At 58.6% G+C, this 17,746-nt stretch carries 13 protein-coding genes; 8 read left to right on the top strand and 5 right to left on the bottom strand.

The genetic code is table 11. From position 1 onward, the window contains the following. The 3 genes from VFQ24_17340 to VFQ24_17330 form a co-directional block, all read left to right on the top strand. A partial coding sequence (locus VFQ24_17340; protein HET9180122.1) for a DUF488 domain-containing protein occupies window positions 1-391 on the top strand: 391 nt, incomplete at its 5' end. A gap of 66 nt (window positions 392-457) precedes the next feature. After that, a complete protein-coding gene (locus tag VFQ24_17335; GenBank protein HET9180121.1) occupies window positions 458-667 on the top strand; it encodes a rhodanese-like domain-containing protein in 210 nt (69 codons plus the stop codon). 1,247 nt (window positions 668-1,914) lie between these two features. Further along, window positions 1,915-6,117, top strand: coding sequence for an Ig-like domain repeat protein (locus VFQ24_17330; GenBank protein HET9180120.1), 4,203 nt, complete (start codon window positions 1,915-1,917; stop codon window positions 6,115-6,117). A 405-nt stretch (window positions 6,118-6,522) separates the two neighbouring features. Here VFQ24_17330 and VFQ24_17325 read toward each other — a convergent pair whose 3' ends face one another. Next, window positions 6,523-6,732: a hypothetical protein gene (locus VFQ24_17325; GenBank protein HET9180119.1), complete on the bottom strand. Its 210-nt coding sequence runs from the start codon at window positions 6,730-6,732 to the stop codon at window positions 6,523-6,525. 500 nt (window positions 6,733-7,232) lie between these two features. On the opposite strand from VFQ24_17325, the gene VFQ24_17320 reads away from it, so the two are divergent. After that, window positions 7,233-8,462: an MFS transporter gene (locus tag VFQ24_17320; GenBank protein HET9180118.1), complete on the top strand. Its 1,230-nt coding sequence runs from the start codon at window positions 7,233-7,235 to the stop codon at window positions 8,460-8,462. Between the two features lie 48 nt (window positions 8,463-8,510). Here VFQ24_17320 and VFQ24_17315 read toward each other — a convergent pair whose 3' ends face one another. Beyond that, window positions 8,511-9,083, bottom strand: a complete 573-nt coding sequence (locus tag VFQ24_17315; GenBank protein HET9180117.1) for a hypothetical protein — start codon at window positions 9,081-9,083, stop codon at window positions 8,511-8,513. Window positions 9,084-9,182: 99 nt separating this feature from the next. Between VFQ24_17315 and VFQ24_17310 the strand changes: the two genes are divergently transcribed. Continuing rightward, window positions 9,183-9,560: a response regulator gene (locus VFQ24_17310; GenBank protein HET9180116.1), complete on the top strand. Its 378-nt coding sequence runs from the start codon at window positions 9,183-9,185 to the stop codon at window positions 9,558-9,560. Between the two features lie 98 nt (window positions 9,561-9,658). Here the strand turns inward: VFQ24_17310 and VFQ24_17305 are convergent, their stop codons facing one another. Continuing rightward, window positions 9,659-10,270 carry an HAD family phosphatase gene (locus VFQ24_17305; protein HET9180115.1) on the bottom strand — a complete coding sequence of 204 codons (612 nt, stop codon included), beginning with the start codon at window positions 10,268-10,270 and terminating at the stop codon, window positions 9,659-9,661. Between the two features lie 336 nt (window positions 10,271-10,606). Here VFQ24_17305 and VFQ24_17300 point away from each other — a divergent pair, with 336 nt between their 5' ends. Continuing rightward, window positions 10,607-11,998 (top strand): HEAT repeat domain-containing protein, encoded by a 1,392-nt coding sequence (locus tag VFQ24_17300; GenBank protein ID HET9180114.1) that lies wholly within the window; start codon window positions 10,607-10,609, stop codon window positions 11,996-11,998. 147 nt (window positions 11,999-12,145) lie between these two features. After that, window positions 12,146-13,756: a S41 family peptidase gene (locus tag VFQ24_17295; GenBank protein ID HET9180113.1), complete on the top strand. Its 1,611-nt coding sequence runs from the start codon at window positions 12,146-12,148 to the stop codon at window positions 13,754-13,756. 219 nt (window positions 13,757-13,975) lie between these two features. On the opposite strand, the gene VFQ24_17290 is transcribed toward VFQ24_17295, so the two are convergent. Both VFQ24_17290 and VFQ24_17285 read right to left on the bottom strand, forming a co-directional pair. Beyond that, a complete protein-coding gene (locus VFQ24_17290; protein HET9180112.1) occupies window positions 13,976-14,365 on the bottom strand; it encodes a RidA family protein in 390 nt (129 codons plus the stop codon). Window positions 14,366-14,452: 87 nt separating this feature from the next. After that, window positions 14,453-14,968 (bottom strand): acyl-CoA thioesterase, encoded by a 516-nt coding sequence (locus VFQ24_17285; protein ID HET9180111.1) that lies wholly within the window; start codon window positions 14,966-14,968, stop codon window positions 14,453-14,455. Between the two features lie 678 nt (window positions 14,969-15,646). Between VFQ24_17285 and VFQ24_17280 the strand changes: the two genes are divergently transcribed. Next, window positions 15,647-17,746, top strand: a 2,100-nt coding sequence (locus VFQ24_17280) for an Ig domain-containing protein (protein HET9180110.1), incomplete at its 3' end; no start/stop codon positions are given.

Raw genomic sequence — 17,746 nt, 5'->3', positions numbered from 1 at the left:
AATGAGTATTCTTGTAAATGAAGGGAGCATGACAATGATTGAGTTGAAGCGAGTCTATGAAGGACGATCAAGTTCTGACGGAAAGCGCCTCCTAATTGAGCGCTTGTGGCCGCGCGGGATCAAGAAGGCCGATCTGAAGATTGATGACTGGATTAAAGACGCCGGGCCGAGCTCTGAACTGCGTAAGTGGTTCAATCATGACCCGGCCAAGTGGGATGGATTTCGGCAACGCTACTTCCGGGAGCTCGACAAAAAGCCCTCCGTCTGGAAGCCAATCCTGATGGCGAGCGAGGAGGGCACAGTGACGCTTATCTATAGCTCTCATGACACGCAGCACAACAACGCAGTGGCTCTGGCAGAATATCTGAAGAAGAAAGCCTCGACCAGGTGATGGGGAGCTTCACGAGCGCCAGCGAAACATTAACCTTTGCGCGCCTTTGTTTGCAGGTGGAATTCTATGGCAGATTCGATTCGGATCAGCAAAGAAGAATTAAAGCGGCGAATGGATTCGGGAGAAGAGATTGTATTCCTGGATATCCGAAACCCAGGCCCTTGGGAGCGGTCAGAGCGCAAGATCAAAGGCGCAATTCGGATGCCGCTCAACAAAATCGACGAGCATATCGCTGCGATCCCAAAGGATAAGCCAGTTGTCGCCTATTGCACGTGACCGCACGAATCGGCGAGCGCCCGGGCGGCGGTCAAGTTGATGTATTACGGCTGGACGGATGTTCATGCGCTACTGGGGGGCTTTGACGAATGGGAGGCGGCGGGCTCTCCGACAGAGGAAAAGAGGGTGGTCGATCCGGTGCGTTGATCTCCATAAACCGGCGCGACTATCGGCGAAGCCATCCCAGAATCGAGTACGCGTTTCGTCAGGAAAACGGGAGCATTTTGAGCTTCTGATTTTCCGGAAGGTACGATGCCCGTAGCAGCCTTTACCGTGTCTGGCTGCATTGCAACCAGCATTGTGGGGGTTGTCAATGACACCAACTGCGGGTCGAAACATTCCACGGCTTCCGCGTCAGCAGCTAGCTGCGTTGCCTCGTGCGTTAACGGCGGCATAAAGTATCTGCTTGTTTCGCATCGCAAGGTTTATCAGGTTAGCCCGCAGAGGCAATTGCCCTGTATACGCACGGCAATTGGTGGAGGTTCGTGGAAGTGTCGGTGGGTGTGGGTCGGGCATATGCGAACGCAAACTGATCGCTTCAACGCGGTGGCGGCGCCGAGAAAGCAAAAAACGCGATGGTCCGGCTGGGCCACCGTTTATCTTCGAGTGGCTCTTGGCCTGGGTTTTCTATCCGCTGTCGGAGATCGTTTTGGAGCCTGGGGCGCGCCTGGCGCCCCACTTGTGGCCTGGGGCAACTTTCATAACTTCCTGATCTACGCCGCTAAGCTAAATCCCTGGTTTCCAGCGAGCTGGTCGCCCGTCGTTGGGTGGATCGCCACGGTGTGCGAGATTGTTCTCGGCATTGGATTAATTGCGGGTTTTCGCACTCGTATCATAGCCTTCCTAAGCGGCTGGGTGACGTTGGCCTTCGCCCTCGGGATGACGTTCGGACTAGGGGTCAAAGCGCCATTTAATTATTCGGTGTTTGCAGCTTCTGCCGGTTCGTTCCTGCTTGGCTGTATGGATGCCTATCCGTGGAGCTTGGATGCACTCTGGGACCGGAAGGATCACCGACCAGCCGTGCCCGCACCTCGATCAAAAGGACGGCCAGGCCCTCCCTGAGCGAAGCAATCGGGATGGCCGTGCCACAGAATCAGGAACTAAACTGAGTCACCGCCCCGGAATATTTGCGCTTGACCCTGCCCTGACAATATGGCATAAGGTGTTCCTACAAGAGGCCCGCGCAGCCACAGCAAGACCGCAATGAGCCACGCGTAGTCACAGTCCTCACTGGAGGCGCTGACAATATGGGCGAGTACAAGGATGCACCATCCTTTTCCCCGCTTTCCGCCTTCGTAGGTCCATTGCTATTTCAACTGCTTACGGTAGGAGTTCTGGGATTGTCCACCTGCCTGGGCGCGGGCGCGTCGCCGGCGTCCGGCTCTGCTCCTGGGGTTTCAGCGCAGGCCGTTAACATCCCCGCACTGGTGAAGCAGCCGGTGAATGACGCACAGCGCGTGGTGCTGAAAGGCAATGTTCACCCGCTCGCGCGCCGCGAAAATGATATCGGGCTTGCGCCGGATTCTCTTCCCATGAGCCGTATGCTGCTGGTCCTGAAACGCAGCCCGCAGCAGGAAGCCGCGCTCGCCGGGCTGCTCGTCCGGCAACAGGAGAAGTCATCTTCCGACTATCATCACTGGCTCACACCGCAGCAATTCGGCCAGGAGTTCGGCCCCTCGGATTCGGACCTCCAGGCGGTCACGGACTGGCTGACCTCGCAGGGATTCGAGATTAATCGCATGGGCAATGGGCGGGCGGTGATTGAATTTTCGGGCTCGGCAGGGCTGATGCGCCAAGTGTTCCGCACAGAGATTCACCAGTACGCAGTGAATGGTAAGTCTTACTGGGCCAATTCATCAGACCCGCAGATACCCGCGGCGCTTGCTCCGGTGGTGGCGGGCATCGCTTCGCTGAACAATTTCCCCAGAAAAGCGTTGAACCGCCCGGCGGGGCTGTTTTCACGGTCGAAGAAGACCGGCGAGATCACGCCGCTTTACACGATTGTCTGCCCACAGGGGTACACCTGCTCCGCGCCGGCTTACTACGCGCTCGGCCCTACGGACTTTGCCACCATCTACAACGTTCTCCCGCTCTGGAACGCGGGCACCGACGGCGCCGGGCAGACCATCGCCATCGTCGCCGACTCCAACATCAATCCGCAGGACGTCGCCAACTTCCGCAGCATGTTTGGCCTGCCGCCCAAGCCCGTGAACGTTATTCTCGACGGGCCCGACCCCGGCATTATTCCAGGTCCCGAAACTGAAGCCGACGCGGACACGGAATGGGCCGGCGCCATCGCAAAAAACGCGACAATTGATCTGGTGGTATCTGAAGACACTGAGGCAACCGCAGGTTTCGATCTCTCGGCGCTTTACATTGTCGATAACAATTTGGCTCCGGTCCTGAGCGAAAGCTTCGGCGTCTGCGAGTCCGCCCTTGGAAGTGTCGGCAATGCATTTGAAAATGCCATGTGGGAGCAGGCGGCTGCGGAAGGCATCACGGTCCTGGTGGCCTCGGGTGACGAAGGGCCTGCCACATGCGACAATCCCGGTTACGAGAATGCAGCGAATAACGGGTTGGCCGTCAGCGGAATCGCCTCCACGCCTTTCAACGTGGCGGTTGGGGGCACGGATTTCGGCAATCCATCAACCTACTTCAACTCCACCAGCAATTCCACCACGCAGAGCTCAGCCAAGTCTTACGTTCCTGAAATCACCTGGAATGATTCCTGCGGACGGTCGGGCCTGGCGACGGATTGCCCATCGGTCAGCAGCGTCGGACAGGACCTTGCTGCCGGGGGTGGAGGCGCCAGCAATTGCGCCCTCAAGGATGCTTCCGGGAACTGCTCTTCCGGTTACGCCAAGCCGCCGTGGCAGACGGGCACGGGCGTGCCCGCGGACAGCGTGAGAGACGTTCCAGACGTTTCCCTGTTTTCAGGCGACGGCTTTGATGCCGCGTTCTACGTAGTGTGCTCTTCGGACGAGGTGGACTTTGCAGGCGCAGGACCCGGCTCGTGCAGTGAGGATATCAGTAACCTCGACTTCCTGGGCGTCGGCGGGACATCTCTGTCGGCACCGGCTTTTGCGGGTATCATGGCGCTGGTTAACCAGAAGACCGGCGAGCGCCAGGGCAACGCCAACTTCGTGCTCTACCCTCTGGCCGCTGCAGCGGCCCAGAACGGCAACGATTGCGCATCGAATACGAGTGCGGTCGGCAAAAGTTCGTGCGTGCTCTACGACACTGTGAACGGTAAGAACGCCTCGGGAACCACTATTACGCCCGGCAATAATTCCGTCGCCTGCGTGGCCGGATCGCCCAATTGCAAAGCCCCTACAGGCTATCCCTACGGCATCCTGGTGAACCCGGCGGGCTCCAGCAATCCCGCCTGGACTACGGCCACCGGCTACGACCTGGCCACGGGCCTCGGCTCCGTGAACGCGGCGAACATGGTCAACAACTGGTCCTCTGTAAGCTTCCATTCTTCCGGAACCACGCTTGGCCTTATGCCCACCACGCTCACCCACGGCCAGCAGGTCACGGCCACCATCTCAGTCACTTCTTCCGCGGGCACGCCTACTGGCGACGTGGAATTGATGGGCAACCCGGTGACTGCCGCAAATCCCAGCGGAAGCAGCAATGTCGGCATCGAGACTTTTACGCTTTCGAGCGGCGGAACGGTCTCGGGCAGCACCAATATGCTTCCGGGAGGAACCTATAACGTGTTTGCCCACTACGCCGGCGACGGCACGAACGGCTCGAGCGATTCGACGCCTCCAATATCCGTCACAGTTAACCCCGAAAGCAGCCAGCCCCAGTTGCGCTTTGTTACCTTCGATACTTTTACAGGGGCGATTACGGGCACCAGTGCCGCACCGCCTGCGGTTTATGGGTCTGCATTTTACCTTCTGCGTGTGGACATTCTGAATTCTGCGGGCAAACAGTGCGCTCCTCTAACGTCCGGCGGCGTGCAACTGCAGCCAACCTCCGGCTGCCCCACTGGAAGCGTGACTTTGACCGCCAACGGCAGCCCATTGAATGATTTCAGCGGCTCTAACTCGGCCACCTTAAACAGCCAGGGGTACCTTGAAGACCAGCCCATTGAGCTCAGCCCAGGCTCATACAGTCTGGCGGCAAGCTACTCGGGCGACGCGAGTTTTCAACCAAGCTCGGCGAATGTGAGCTTCTCCATTAGCCACGCGCCAACCACGCTCGCCGCTTCTCTCCTCGGGCAAGAAGGCCAGTCAAACGAGACTATTCAGTATGGCTTTCCCGCGAACTTTAATGCCATTGTGGGCACCAATAGTCTGGGAGCGGAGCCCGGCGGGACGTTCACCTTTTTCGTAGACGGAACTCAAATTGGCAGCCCAGCATCGGTGCTAAACGGTAGCGCGTACAATCCAACTCTCATACCACCGGCGTACGCTTGGGCGGAGGGTCTCTCAGGCACGGAGTTCCTGAATGTGGGAACGCACACGCTAAGCGCCACGTATTCGGGAGACGTCAACTATCAGTCGGCAACAAGCACCGCTGTCAATCTGACGGTCACGAAGTACCAGCCGAACGTGGTCGTAGGCCCGAATCCTTCAGCCGTAGAGTTGGGTCAGCAAACGATTTTGCTAGCATGGGTGAATGGCGCCTTTGGGGGATCTGCCCCCACGGGAATGGTCACGTTTTACGATGCCGTCACCGCCATCAGCGGGACGGTCACTTACACAACCAGCGGGACTGCGCTAGTTGCTTCGCTGCCATATACCCCCACGACCGCCGGCATGCACGACATTAAGGCAACCTACTCGGGAGACTTCAATTTCGTGTCAGCCAGCGGGAGTGCAACGCTGACGGTCCAGATACCGGACTTCCAGATGTCAAGTGGCAGCATCGTAGTTCCTAGTCCTGGCAAATCGGGCAGTACGTCGGTATATGTGTCCCCAGTGGATGGATGGACGGGCACAGTCAATCTTTCTTGCGCCGTGCTCACAACAACCACGATCGTCTCTGCACAAGATGCGCCGACTTGCTCCCTCAATCCGGCTCCCGTCGTGGTCGGAGCAAACCAGGTCTCGTCCACGCTCACGGTCAATACAACAGCGCCGTCACTCGTTCCGCCCGCGCCCCTCGAGGGACCTCCAGCCCGTCCGTGGCCCTTTGGTTTTTGGTTCGGTTTGCTGGGATGGCTGAGCCTGGCTGTGTTCGCCTTGGTACGTAAGAATCGGGACCCACGGGTTCAGGCAACTTTCCGCCGGGCATTTTCCGCCCTTGTTGTCTCTGTTCTGCTAGGCGTGGCGCTTTGGGGCTCGTGTGGTGGCGGAGGCGGAAGTTCCGGCGGAGGGGGTGGAGGGGGAAACACCGTCACAAAATCAGGCACTTCCACGGGCACTTACACCGTAACCGTGACCGGCACCTCTGGCAGCCTGCAACACCAGACGGTTGTGACATTGATCGTGCAGTAAGCGTGGCGATTACTTGATGGACGTCAGCCCTTCAGCTCTCGGTTGCCGGCCAGCCCTTACTGTTGAATTGTTCGGTTCATCTTGTTTTACCCGTTCAGGGACTGGAACTGCTGAGGCGGGCGGTTATCGCGATGAGGGCCAAGGGATGTGCCATTGGCCATGAGCCAACAACCCAAGTCCCGTTTGGATGCTTATTCCGCAGACCGGGAAAGCCGTTGTGCGGCTTTCAAACTTTGTTCGCCACGCTTCCGATGGCGGACGTCAATCAACGAATTTCAGCCGCCTCAGAAAAAGAAGTCCGGCAGCAATCAGATGCTATCTCACCGATAGAGGGATTCCGAGTTCTGAGTTCCCGCGCATTCCTTCAGGGCGCGATCACCAAGCGGCATGGGCTGCGAATCAGGCCTACCCGATGTAAGCCACCAACGCCCTGAGTGTGTGGCTGAGGGCCGGCCAATCCACTCCGCGCAGGCCTACGAACAGCGCCCACCCCAGCAGGACAACTAAAGCGAGCAACAGCCCCCAGTCCTCATAACTTTTCGGCTTCTCCTTCGCAAAATTTTGCGCGCCGCCGCCGAGCGCCACACCACCCGACTTGTCTGCCTGCGTTGCCATCATCTGCCTCCCCGTGCGTTTCGAGGTTCTAGGTGATCTCGAAGCTTTTCATTATCAGCAGCTTGCTTTCGCCCGCGAGCTCATTTCTGGCTTACCTATAGAGCTCTCTGCCCCCACAGAGAGCCCCAGGTTCAACTCACGATAGAGCAAGTCCCTTCCATCAATGAGACCAATGATACTCTTTGCACATCAGGGCACAATCCGACAGACTCAGGAAAATGGAGCCTCTAAATTCCTGATGATGCCATAGGGTAATCACCTGAATGAATGTGCAATAATTTTCCGTTCCGGGGTCACCGATGGATGACAGCCCCGGCAGGCTATCCCTCTCGTGGCTGTTTATTTTCTTTGTCTTTGACTGAAAGGCGATCGCCGTTGGCTGTTGGCGGCTGGCGCCAGTGGCTGTGCTATACTCCCCTTCCATGTCAACAACTGAACGTGGTTTTCTCCACCCGACTGGCCGACCCTATCGCTTCGTCATCCTCGTTTTTGCATCGCTAATGGCCTTCGGCAGTTACTTTGCCTACGACAGCGTCGGCGCCATAGAAACCACGTTAATTCTGGTGTTCCATACCAACCGTGCTGCCATCGGCACCATGTACACGATGTACAGCGTGGCTGCCGTCTTCGCGGTGCTGGCAGGAGGCTTCCTCATCGATCGCGCGGGTGTACGACTGGCCAGCCTGATCTTCTCCGGCTTCGTGGTAGCCGGCGCCGCTGTGGTCGCCTGGGCGCCAGACCTGCCCGTGCTTTACGTCGGCCGTGTGCTTTTCGGCATCGGCTCGGAATCCATGATCGTCGCTCAAAGCGCCATCATCGCGCGATGGTTCAAGGGCAAGGAGCTGGCATTGGCCTTCGGCATTGCCCTCACCATCTGCCGCCTGGGCACTCTGTTTTCATTCAATACGGAAGAACTGCTGGCCAGCCGACTCGGATGGCGCAATGCCCTTTGGATTGCCGCGGGACTGTGCCTTGCCAGCCTGATCTGCAACTGGATCTATACCTTGATGGACCGGCACGCGGAGCCGATTCTGGATCTGCCCAAAGCGGGCGGCGGCGACAAGATCACCTGGAGCGAGGTCGGAAAGTTCCGGCGCTCGTATTGGTACGCGGTGGGAATCTGCGTGGCGTTCTACTCCGCGATTTTTCCCTTTACGGCGCTGGCCACCGACTTTTTTCATGATAAGTGGGGAATGCCGATGGCGTCAGCAGTAGGGCGCGGCTTTCTCTCTGGCGTGTTCTACAATTTCAGCCACATGGTCAGCACCGCCCAGGGAACCACGTCGATCATCATTGCGGCATCGATGGTGCTGGCGCCCTTCGCGGGGAACCTCGTCGATCGCATCGGCCGCCGCGCCACGCTGATGGTGCTTGGCTCGCTGCTCATCGTGCCCGCGCATCTGCTGCTGGGGCTCACCTACATCCGGCCGGTCTTCCCCATGATCGTGCTGGGAGCAGCCTTCGTGCTGGTGCCCGCCTGCCTGTGGCCCTCCGTACCGCTCATCGTGGACGAGCGCGTCGTGGGGACTGCTTTCGGCCTCATGACCGCCATCCAGAACCTGGGCCTGGCGACCTTTCCAGTCGCGAACGGCGCCTTGCGCGACACCACGCACGGCTACACTGCCAGCCAGATCATGTTCGCGTCTCTCGGCTTCTGCGGCCTGATCTTCTCGGTGCTACTGCTGCGCGCCGACCGCCACGAAGGCTGCCCCCTCGAGCGCGTCAGGTAGCGCCGCCCTTCAGGGCGGCACGTGCCGGGCTCAAGCCCGGCGCTACAATCACCCACCGCGGCTGGTGCGCTGCCAGTCGATCCTCCAACGCCCGTTGGAGATTTCAATCCAGACCAGCCGCTTCGCCGGGGTACCGCGCGCGTGGTGGTAAAGCGCGGCGGCGCGTTCATAAAATCCCCTGGTATGCCAGGTGTCGCGGTAGCTGAAGAGCTTGTAGTCGAGGTGGTGGCAAAATTCGTGGCACAATGTGCTGAGAAAGGTGCCATAGGAAGTCACCTGCTTGCGCACGGCGGTCCTCATCCAGACGCGGATCAGGGTGCTTTCAGGATCATAATCGCCGAAGACTTCGTAACCCCAGCCACCCTCTCGGCTGCGGACCGGGCGGGCGGCAAGCACCCGGATGGGAGTACAATCAACCTTGTAGAAATCAGCAGCATTGGCCAGGAACTTTTCACACAGCAAACGCACCGGCGGGATCGCCCCCGCCTTGAGCGCCGCTTCCAGCGACGCGGACAGCAACTTCAGCCGATCGTCCTGTGGGAGCTCAAGGACCCGGCCCTCGTCACTCTTGGTGAAATCGGCCAACAGGATTCGCTTGCGAGGTTTGCGATCGGTAAGCATGCCACCACTATTCTTGACCGCCAAAAGGCAGCCGTGCAAGCCCGGCTATGGCGCACAACGGACCACGGGTTGTATGCTGAAAATGGCTGAGGAGGAGACGTGCCTGCCATAATTCTGGCTGTAGTTGATGACATTTTCTTCCTTGCGAAAATACAGCAGGCCGCCCGGCGCCTGGGCGACGTGACGGTTGAGCCTGCGGCGCCGGATACGCTCCAGGAAAAACTTGCGGGCAACACCGCGCACGCCCTTGTAGTGGACCTGAACCACAGCTCCGGAAAAGCCATCGATGTATTGGAAAAAATCAGGGACCATCCTTCCACTCGCTCCATTCCCGTTGTCGCATTTGTTTCTCACGTCCAAACGGACCTCATCCAGGCGGCTCGCGTCGCGGGATGCGAGCGTGTGATGGCAAGGTCAGCCTTCAGCCAGCAACTGCCCGTGCTTCTGCGCGAACTGTCAAAAGCAGACAACGACTGAGCAAGCGCAGAGTTGGTCTGCAACTCCGCGGCCTTTTATGTCGATAAAGCAGACCGCTCGTTCCTGAGCACCCCTGGGACGGCAGCGCTGCGATGAGATCAGAACTCGAGGCCAAGCCCGCGCAAATCTTTTTCCAACTGCGCCGCATTCCTGAAGTGTAAAGTCTGCAGCCGCAAGCGCGCCGCGCATTCGACATTTAACCCGCGGTCATCAATAAAGAGGCACTCTTCCGGCTCACGCTGGGTCAGGTCGAGTGCCAGACGGAACATTTCATCCTCCGGCTTCTTGACCCCCAGGAAGCAGGAACTCATGAACAGGCTGAAATACTTGCGCAATTCGAAATGCTCGATCCGATGATGGTTGAGTTCCCGCGACTCATTGTTCAGGGTTGCCAGCAGGTAACGCCGTGAACGGACAATGCGCTCCACTACGCCAAGCGTTCCGTCAATCGGCTTTGACTGGTCAAACATGTAGACCTTAAAAAGTTCTTTATCGAAATTCCGCGGGCGGTAAAAGACCGTGCGATCGAGGTAACGGTCGAGTGTCAGCTTGCCGGTTTCAAAGCGACCCACAATCAATTCGTGCCGGTCCTCAAAATCCTCCCAGTCCAATCCGAATTTGTGTGCCGCGCGTTCGCGGCAGCGCCGGTCCCACCCGTTGGTCAGTACTACGCCCCCGATGTCCCAGAACAAAGCTGTAATTTCTGCCATGGCGAGGCCTCCGTCGCATAGAGTTCGTGGCGATGTCTTATTTCCTGGTCAACCAGGGGGAAACAGTCCCATGGCGACTTATCCGTTTGATGCGCGATTCGTGCCGACCGATTGAAATTGCTATTGGCCGTTCGAAGTCCGCTCGGGGCGTCCTGTTGCCCTCGGCTCCAATAAACACTCGCCGGGTACAAATTTCAAGCCTGCACCGTGCCAGATTTCGCTCGGCGTTTCGCGCTTTCGTGCTTTAAAGTTTATAGGACACTTGTACAATATCAGGTAGGCCCCGGAAGCCGGAAGGATGGGAGCCCAGTCGCGGGAAGAAGGAGCAACATCAAAGTGAAACGAAGAGCAATATTCCTGTCACAAATCCTGGTGCTGGCGGCATTGGCCGGTGCGGTCCCATATGGGGCTGCAGCGCCGCAAACCTCCGCAAGTCCAAGCGCTCAGGCGGCTGCGCCCTCGAAGCCGGTGACCGGATCGGACCTTGATGACCTCAGGAATTCGAGCCCGAAAGTCAGGGCCAAGGCCGCGCAGGAAATCGGCGAAACCGGAGATCCCTCCGCAGTCCCTGCTCTCATCTCTGCGCTCAATGATTCCAGCCCCAGCGTTCGAAAGCAGGTGGTGGTGGCGTTGGCGTCCATCCGCGTTACGCGGTCGCTCCAGGGACTGATCCAGGCCACCAGTGACAACGACTCGGAAGTCCGCTGGCTTGCAGTCAAGGGCATCGAAGGCTATTACACGGGCGAAACTCCCCGGACTGGCTTCCTCGGCTACATGGAACGGCAGTATCGCAGCGCCAAAAGAACATTCCTGGGCAGCCCCATCCGGATCACTCCGGGGACAGCGGTTGACCCCAGGGCCGTTTCGGCTCTGGATCGGGTGATGATGGACAGCCATCAGCCCCGCGCTGCGCAGGAGGCCACGGCAGCGCTCGGAATTCTGCTGGCCCGGCAGGCTGTCCCTGACCTGGTGATCACGGCGCACTCCCCATCTGAAAACCTTGCCCGCGAAGCCTTAAACTCGCTGGCGAAAATCCAGGATGTTTCCGCCGGCCCAAAGCTGGTTGATCTGCTGAGTTCATCCAACAGGAATATCCAGCGGGATGCCGCCGTAACGGTTGGAATCCTGCGTACGCGCGCGGCGGTCCCAAGACTCCAGGCCCTTTATGCAAACGGCCCGGACAAGGAGACGCGTCAGAAGGCGCTCGAGGGGCTGGCTTACATCGGAGACCCCGTGTCTGTGCCGATCTTTCTGAAAGCCCTTTACGACAAGGACGCTTCCATCCGGGTGAATGCGGCGGCGGGGCTGGCCCGCGCCAAAGACCCGAAGGCCCTCCCGGACCTCATGCGCAGCGCGCCCGCAGAAAAAAATGCGGAGGCCCGGCTGGCCATGGAATTTGCCATCACCAGCCTGGGACGAAATGATTACGTCAGTTCGATCGTCGAATCGCTGGACTCCGGAGAAGCAGACTCGGCGCGGGCCTACCTGGTGGAACTGGCTCAAGACTCCGGTTTCCTCAAGCAACTTTATCCTTACATGAACAGCCGCAACGCGCAGGTCCGGCAACAGCTTTGCAACGTGCTGATGTACGCCGGGGATGATACCAGCATTCCCCAGCTCCAACAGCTTTCACGCGACGGCAACTCCGACGTAGCCGCTGCAGCCCTGCGTGCATTGAGCGCTGTCCGCTCGCGTGCCGGAACTCCAACCGCGGCCGCCGCAAACTGATCTTCTGAATTTGGGGCCAGGGACAGCAGATGGTTGCAACGCCTGGCAGGCCCGGCGAAGCCCTTGTGTGCTTCGGGAGCGTCAGGGCGCTGGCTTCCGGGGGCCACATCAAGCTGCGGTATACTGGCAGTTGGGGAACGGGAGCAGTTGCACACGACGCGCGAACGAGACCGAATTCTACTTCTGGCAGGATTGCTGCTCCTGGTTCCGACCCTATTGCGTCCGCAGGAAGCTCCTCCCAATGACCCCGCCACCCAGGAAAGCCTGAAGTTCGCGCAAATCTACAGCCTCGTGCAGGAGAATTACGTCGATTCCATTGACCCCGACCATGCCATTTTCGATGGCGCAATTCGCAACATGCTCGACACGCTGGATCCCTTCTCGGCTTTTTTTGATCGGCAGCAATTCAAACAATTGCAGGAACAGACGAGCGGCGAAGCGATAGGCTTCGGTTCGATTCTCTACGTCAAGCCAGGGAAGGTCCTGGTGCTGCAGGCGGCCGAGGGATCGCCATCCTGGAGAGCGGGGCTTGGGCCCGGCGATGAAATCATGGCGGTCAACGGAGAGAGAGTATCGCAGCTTGATTTCCAGTCGCTCATCCAACTGTTGCAGCGCTCCCGCTCCCATCCTGTAACGCTGGGAATACTGCATCCGGGCAAAGACCAGCCTCAGGAGGTTCGCCTGGTGCCGAAAGAAGTCGAGATGCCCACGGTCGATAGCGTTTTCGAGTTTCAGGACCGGCAGATCGGATATGTGCACGTTTCTGGTTTCGATGCCAAGACGACCCAGGAGGTCCAGGACGCGATTGCAAAGCTGGGCGGAGCAAAGCTAAAAGGACTTCTCTTCGACCTTCGGAACAATCATGGAGGGGTGGTTGCAACAGCGGCCGGCGTGGCCAGCCTTTTCCTGCAGCCCGGAATGCCCATCCTCACCATGCGGGGCCGCGGCGTGCCTGAAAAGTCATACAGCACAATGCCCATGCCGGTCCGTTACACCATGCCCATGGTGGTACTGATCAACGGCGAGACGGCCAGTGCCGCGGAACTACTGACGGCAGCGCTTGAAGAACACGACCGGGCCGTGGTGGCGGGAGAGAATTCCTACGGCAAGGGCGTGGTTGAAAACGTAATGCCGCTTTCTGACGACACAGGACTGGCGCTGACGGTTGCCCAATACTTCACGCCCAGCGGACGCTCCATCCAGCGTCGCCTGCCCGGAACCATGCTGGCTGAAGCAGAATCAGGCATTGGCAAGAGCAAAGATTTCCGCACCGATGATGGCAGGCCGCTTTCCGCCGGCGGAGGAATAACTCCCGACGTCCCTATTCCCCCCCGAGCCCTCGACCCTTGGGCTGTTTTCCTCGACCAACGTGGCCTTTTTACTGACTTCGCTTCTCAATACATCACATACCACACAGACCTGAAAAAAACCTTCGAGCCTGGCTCCGACGTGATGACGGAGTTCCAGAGTTTCCTGTCGAGCCGCCGGGTCCGGACGCCGCCCGAGTATTGGGCGAATGACCAGGATTACCTGAAACTCAGAATAAGGCAGGAAGTTTTCAGCCTGGTTTTCGGGCTGGAATCAGCAAACGAGGTGGAAATCAGGGGTGATCCACAGGTGCAGAAGGCGCTAGGGCTGTTCCCCAAAGTCCCTGAAATCCTCAAGGCGCCTCTGCCGGCGGGAACAACCCACATCAAGCGCGTGGCGGACAAGGTCAACCGACAAAAGAGCAAAGAGCGCGCCGGGAACTCGAAATAGCCCCAAAGTCGTATGAGGCGCTTTCACCCGCGTGCGCGTCTCGCGCAGACGCCGATGTTTGATGTCTCTGCGGTCCCGCCGAAACAGTAGGCGCTAAGCGGCAGGCAGTAGGCAGAAAGCACGCCTGATCCAGCAGCCGTTTGTCCCTTCTCGCTGGTCCTTTCATCCTTCATGCTTCATCCTTCGGGCAAGGCGGGACTGGTCGAGGAATGGTCGGTGTTATGCGACGGCCAGGGCTTCAATCTCCACCAGCATTTCCGGGTCAACCAGGCGACTGACGCCGACAAAGCTCGTGGCGGGGTGGACCTCGCCGAAGCATTCCGCGTGTCCCTTGGCGACTTCTTCCCAGCGGTCCATATCGGTGAGGTAAACCCGGGTCCTGACTACGTTTTCCAGGCTCAGGCCAAGGCGCTTCAAGGCGTTTTCGATGTTCCGCGAAGCTTGCACGGTCTGCGCATAAGCATCACCGGGAGCCAGGATCTTCCCGGAAGGATCGGTCGCAGTCGTTCCCGAAACGTAAACGGTATCGCCCACCTGCACGGCGCGGGCATATCCAACCTTGGGTTCCCAGGGGGTCCCGGAGAATATTTTAGTGCGCTTGTTCTTCATGAATCCCTCCTTGTTCCCGGATGACCAATCCCCGGGACCGTTAACAACCGACGTGCTTGAACTGCTGCCCGCCATGGGCCGCATTTACTAATGGTTTTCAAGGTAGCGGCGGTGTGCGCGTGCTGCCGCTTCGAGGCGATGGCGACGCCTGATTAGCGATTCGCGATACTCATGTTTCTCTTCCGGCGTAACTGGAATCACCGCAGGCACTTTGACCACCTGCCCGCCAGCGTCAAGGGCGACATAAGTCACAAAGGCGGAGCTCGTCTGGCGACGCTCACCGGTGAGAGAATCTTCAAGATAAACTTTTACCGCCACCTCAACCGAGGTCCGGAAAGCCCGCGTCACCTGGGCGCGCAAGATGATGAGTTGTCCAACCCGGATGGGGTGGAGAAAGTCCAGATTGTCCACCGCAACCGTCACCACCACTGTGCGCGCATGGCGTTGAGCGGCGATCGCTCCTGCAATGTCAATCAGGTGCATCACTTTGCCGCCCAGGATGTTGCCCAGTGGGTTGGCATCGTTCGGCAGCACGACTTCCACCATTTCAACCCGGGACTCGCTGACCGTCTTCCCGTTCCGCTTCCGCTTCTGTTTCCGCAAGGGCCACCGGGATCCGCAAATATTTGCTTTTACTGACTTGCCAGGCAAGCGCCGGAGCGCCAGGTCTTTCCACACAGGGACCCCGGCGACTGCCCCGCTCTCCGCCACCCTGGTGCAACGGATGACACGCCCGCGCTGCCTCATGGGGGCGGAGCACTCTTAACTTCCTTCTGAACTGTATGTTTATAGTACGTCACTCACCATCTCAATACAACCCGATTTGAACCATCACTGTAACCGCCGGTACCAGGCGTTCATGCATGGACGCGGACGCATTGGGAAGGCAGCGGCGAACATTGATTCTGCCGCCGCTGGCAGAAAGGGCTGGTGGGCAGGCTACTCCCACCCTGGCGGGGGAAAGGCCCGTCGATGAGCATGGCCGTCTGCTATTAAGCCAAGCTAAAAGATAACCATATAGTACATAACTCGACGGCGATTGAATGGCACCGGCTCCTATGTTAGCGTGGGGCCACGTCCCTAAGGCTATTGGGGTCCAGCCTTACAGATTTTCGGAAACAAGGAAGGTCGAACTGGGCGCTGCTTTGGTGTAAGAGCTTGCAGGGCAAAGCTGTCTTTTTTTTCGGGAGTGCGTTTCGAACGTACGCGGCCACAGAGTGAAGCGCCTGGTGGGCGCTGAACCTCAGGCCGGATTTCAAAACTTCGAATGCGGGGGCCCCGATGAAACCTCGAAATCTGATTCTCTCGCTGGCCGTACTGGTTGCGGCTGGACCGTTTTCAAATGCAAGAGCCCAAAAGCCGCGAGGTCCGATCCATATAACCTCGGTCGCGCACGCTGTTTCTCATCCCCCGGATTCGTCCGGAGCGGCCAGCAACAACAAGAATTTCGGACCAGCTCGTGTAATTCCTTTGCGGCGTCCAGACCACACGGGACTGGAAACCAATGGAGGGGGTGAAGGAGGTCCAGCGGCCCCCAGCATCGGCAATTGGACTGACGCCGACGTACAGACGACCTACGGTCCTTCTCAATTAACCGTGAGCAACGTTTTCGGCGGCGTCAACTTTACCGGCCAGATTCCACCCGATGAGAATCTTTCTGTGGGGATCAACACAACGGGGGCAAACCCCGCGACTCAAATTGTGGATGTCGTCAACACGTCGTATACGATCTTCACCGCTTCAGGCCAGGGGATCAAGAGCGGGTATCTGAACGGCCTTTTTGCAGGCCTGACAAGCAGTATGTGCTCCTCCGTGAACGGCGGCGACCCGATTGCCCTCTTCGACAAGCTCGACGGGCGCTGGATCATCAGCCAGCTCGCTTACAATTCCACTTTTACCGATAACCACCTTTGTCTCGCCATCTCACAAACCTCGGACGCTACCGGCGCCTATAACGCTTACGATTTTTCATTCGGGTCAAACCTGCCTGACTACCCAAAGCTCGCCGTCTGGCCTGACGGAATCTACTTCTCAGCAAATATTTACGCCAGCAACGGCAGCACCCTTCAGTTTCAGGGCGCCCAGGCCTGCAGCTTTCCACGCGGCTACGTGACGAATCCGCCGACCAGCGGGCAGATAACTTTCAGTTGCTCCCCGGGAAACGACGCAGGTATCTATAACATCCTGCCGGCAGACCTTGAAAACCTGCCGGGCACTGCTTCTCTGCCGACTGGCCCGGACTATTACATGCAGTATGTGGATAACGTCGGCCCCGGCACGGGCAATGACCTCAGGATTTATCAGTTAGACGCAAATGCTGGCTCGCTCAACGTCGTGAACGACCTGACGGTGAATGATTTTCATGATGCATGCGGCGGAGGCACCTGCGTTCCCCAGGAAGGCGCCACCCAGCAACTTGATTCGCTGGGCGATAGGCTGATGTACCGCCTCTCCTTCCGTTCATATAGCGACCATGACCAGATGGTCGCCAACCATTCAGTGCAGATCAATTCCAGCGACAATCAGACGGGCGTCCGCTGGTATATCATCCGGCGAGACCAGGGCGGAGCATTCTATGTTAACAAGGAAAGTACCTACAGCCCGGACGTCAGCACCTATCGATGGATGGGCAGCATTGCCCAGAACAAGAATGGCGATTTAGGCCTTGGCTACAGCGTTTCGGGCGTTACCACCTTTCCAGGTATTGCCGTCACTGGGCTGAAGAATGGCGCGGATACGCTGATGGAGCAGGAACAGCGAATGTACCACGGCACTGACCAGAGTTATCAGGGAACTTACAGCCGCTGGGGCGACTACTCCAGTATCAGCGTGGACCCGACCGATGATTGCAGCTTCTGGTACACCAACGAGTACGTCAAGCCGCCCGTACTGAGTTTTGATTTTCTCTGGAATACCGTCATTGGGAAAATCAGTTTTGGGGACTGCTCAGTACCAAGTTTCATCATCACCACAGGTGCTTTGCCAGGGGGAACGGTGAACACGGCCTACAGCGCCACGCTCACAGCCACGGGCGGCACGGGTTCCTATACCTGGTCGATCAGCGCTGGCAGTCTGCCGGCAGGGTTGACCCTGAATACCTCGACGGGCGCCATCACCGGCACGCCCACCACCGCAGGCACCAGCAACTTTACCGCCAAGGTGACTGACTCGAATTCCCAGACTGCCACTCAGAACCTGAGCATCACAGTCAATGCCGCGCTGTCGATAACGACGACTTCCTTGCCCGGCGGCACCGTGGGGACGGCCTACAGCTCGACGCTTGCGGCCACGGGCGGCACGGGTTCCTATACCTGGTCGATCAGCGCTGGCAGTCTGCCGGCAGGGTTGACCCTGAATACCTCGACGGGCGCCATCACCGGC

The sequence above is a fragment of the Terriglobia bacterium genome (genome assembly GCA_035712365.1).
Classification (GTDB): Bacteria; Acidobacteriota; Terriglobia; order UBA7540; family UBA7540; genus SCRD01.
This window is presented reverse-complemented; position numbering and strand designations above follow the sequence as displayed.

Bases quoted from the DNA above. Each gene is read 5' to 3' on its own strand.
- VFQ24_17330 (HET9180120.1), top strand. From the start codon at position 1,915: ATGGGCGAGTACAAGGATGCACCATCCTTTTCCCCGCTTTCCGCCTTC.
- VFQ24_17325 (HET9180119.1), bottom strand. From the start codon at position 6,732: ATGGCAACGCAGGCAGACAAGTCGGGTGGTGTGGCGCTCGGCGGCGGC.
- VFQ24_17305 (HET9180115.1), bottom strand. From the start codon at position 10,270: ATGGCAGAAATTACAGCTTTGTTCTGGGACATCGGGGGCGTAGTACTG.
- VFQ24_17315 (HET9180117.1), bottom strand. From the start codon at position 9,083: ATGCTTACCGATCGCAAACCTCGCAAGCGAATCCTGTTGGCCGATTTC.
- VFQ24_17335 (HET9180121.1), top strand. From the start codon at position 458: ATGGCAGATTCGATTCGGATCAGCAAAGAAGAATTAAAGCGGCGAATG.
- VFQ24_17290 (HET9180112.1), bottom strand. From the start codon at position 14,365: ATGAAGAACAAGCGCACTAAAATATTCTCCGGGACCCCCTGGGAACCC.
- VFQ24_17320 (HET9180118.1), top strand. From the start codon at position 7,233: ATGGCCTTCGGCAGTTACTTTGCCTACGACAGCGTCGGCGCCATAGAA.